General features: G+C 44.4%; 1 protein-coding gene and 2 pseudogenes. 2 read left to right on the top strand and 1 reads right to left on the bottom strand.

The features are described from left to right. Both H1X92_RS00325 and H1X92_RS00320 read left to right on the top strand, forming a co-directional pair. A pseudogene (locus H1X92_RS00325) lies at window positions 1–378 on the top strand (ISNCY family transposase); the annotation flags it as partial. Window position 379: 1 nt separating this feature from the next. Then, entirely contained in the window at window positions 380–946 is a 567-nt protein-coding gene (locus tag H1X92_RS00320) for a ProQ/FINO family protein (RefSeq protein ID WP_180558339.1), read from the top strand. A 234-nt stretch (window positions 947–1,180) separates the two neighbouring features. On the opposite strand, the pseudogene H1X92_RS00315 reads toward H1X92_RS00320, so the two are convergent. Continuing rightward, window positions 1,181–2,379, bottom strand: a pseudogene (locus H1X92_RS00315) (IS91 family transposase). Between the last annotated feature and the right edge of the window lie 88 nt (window positions 2,380–2,467).

Genomic DNA, 2,467 nt, shown 5'->3' with positions numbered 1-2,467 from the left:
AAATTATTATCGTATAATTATTATTCCGATAATCAGGTGATAACGTTGTTTAACTACCTCATTCAGGAAGGTAACGCCGAACAGCCAGCCAAGTTAATCAAAGAGATAGCCAAACAATCAGAAAAGCATGAGGGGGCACTGATGAACATCGCTCAAGGGTTAAGACAAGAAGGGCGTAAAGAGGGCATTCAAGAGGGTATGCAAAAAGGCAAACTTGAAGGTATGCAAGAAGGCATCCAGAAAGGCAAGCTGGAAGGCAAACACGAAGCCCAACTTGAGATAGCTAGACAAATGCTAGAAAGCAATATGGACAGACAGTCGGTAATGAAGTTCACAGGCCTTACGGATGCTGAATTAAGAAACCTGTTTAAAGACTGAAATGACCGAGCGGCAGAAATTAAGCCTCAATCGCCCTAGACGGGTTTCTGAAGAAACGACACCTAAATCCTCACCCGTGTACCGAAAAAAGGTCTGGGTGAATTCTGCGCCCAAAAAACAGGTGAAAAAACCTAAACCACAAAAGCCTGTTAAGCCAGTGACCCAAAAGCGGGTTGAAAAGTCTCAACCTGTTGTTAAGATTAAAATCCCAAAACCAACGAAACCGCCTAAAAAACGGTTGCCGTTAGCAGAAGCAATTTCCCAAATCAGCATTTTTTGGCCAGACCTGTTTCCTGAACATCAGCTGAGACCGATGAAAATTGGTATTCAGCAGGATATGTGGCAAGAAGTGAAGGAAAAGTGCTTACCGATAACCAGAAGGCGCTTAAGAGTCTGTTTAGGTAGTATTGGACACCACGCTGATTGTCGCGCCCTTATCCAGTTAGGCGCAAGTCGTTATGACAAAGACGGACAGGTGGCAGGCGAGGTTACCCAGGCAGATGTTGAGGATAATTTAAAGCGTCTGGCCAGACTAAAAAAAAACCATTTCCACAACCCTTTAATCTGATTTTTTGCCAGATTTCTGCTTGCGCCACAGCCATGGCTCAATGGGATTTTTAGATGACCACAGTCCAATATTTGCTTGATGGTTAGGAATCTCAATCAATACAGTAAGGCATTAATGGAGGTGTTTTGAACTCAATATTTCTATTAAATTCTGACAGTTTTCTCGTTGATTAACCATGAGAACAGTAATTCGGTTAAATTATCATCTAAAAGCCTAATAATAGGCACACTGCTCCTAGGATGCGGTTTGTAACCATCGTTTTTTGACCATTTTATCCCGCCTTTCTGACAGTAAAGTGACGGCGTGTATTCCTTTTTCCGCACTCATAAACCGCAATCGGTTTCCACATAAAATACATTGGTACGGGTCAGTATTTAAAAAACCTTTGATAAGGGTCCAAACCCAGGTTTTTCAGGCACATTAGGAGATATCATGTCTAACGCCTCATACACCTTCGGTAATAAGCACCCGCGTTTGCGATTGGCTAAAAAACCGTAATAACGGATCATCTTAAAATGTCGCGCAGGGATATGACTGACATAACGCCGTATCATTTCTTCTTGGGATAAGGTCTGTCGTCTGTATTGTTGGCTGTGGTGGTCATAGTAATGATGAACCACGGTGCCGCCGCTGTAGTGCTTCAATTGAGAAGCGGAGATAGGGGGACGTTTAAGATAACGGCCCAGATATTTCACATTATGCCAGGCCCCGCGTGTCTTTTTGGCAAAATGTACTTTCCAATAACGTTGAAACTGGGCATTGAGGTAACGACACCAGGTCTGATAATTGCGAATGTGCCCGAAGCCAGGCAATTTATTGGGTTGTAACTGAAAATAGTTATCCCTAAGGAGTCGAATGACCGCACTGCGCCAGACCTTTTCAACGTCTTTCTTTTTAAAGAAAATCGGTTTCCAGGTGTCATATTGAGTGAGTCCCCCACGCGTGACGGATAAATGAATATGCGGATGTTGATTGAGTTGGCGACCGTAAGTATGCAGCGCACAAAAAATGCCAATTTCGAGGCCTTGGCGCTTGGCGTGTTTGAGCATGGCGCGGGTTGCACAGCGAAAGAGTTGGTTGAGTAAGCACCAGTTATTGTTAAAAAAAGGCCAAAGCAGGTGAGGCATAGTGAGGGTAATATGTTGCCATTCGCAATCCGGCAAAATATGGCGCTGCTGGGCAATCCACTGTTCGGTGCCTTTGAGGCCACACGCACTGCAGGCTTTGGATTTACAGGTTTGACAAAAGAAGCGTGAATGAGAGCATTCAGGTGAAGAACAGCAATAACGGCGAACGCCCATAGCGCAGGTGCTGCAGGCGAGCATCTTTTCGAAAGAGAGTAGTTGCCATTCATCTACGTGATTATTTTCGATGAAAAGGTTCCATCCGTCATCGTATTGAAATAGCAGTTTTGCAGGTCTGGGGATGTACATAGAGCAGAGTATAAAGGACGAGAAGGGAATTGCCTAGAAATAGAGCGCCTTTGCCGCGATGCTCACGCCAAAGGCGTGCTTATGTTCT

Source organism: Arsenophonus endosymbiont of Apis mellifera (assembly GCF_903968575.1).
Classification (GTDB): Bacteria; Pseudomonadota; Gammaproteobacteria; order Enterobacterales; family Enterobacteriaceae; genus Arsenophonus; species Arsenophonus apicola.
Note: the sequence above shows the minus strand (reverse complement) of the source record. Positions and strands in the feature narration are given on the sequence as shown.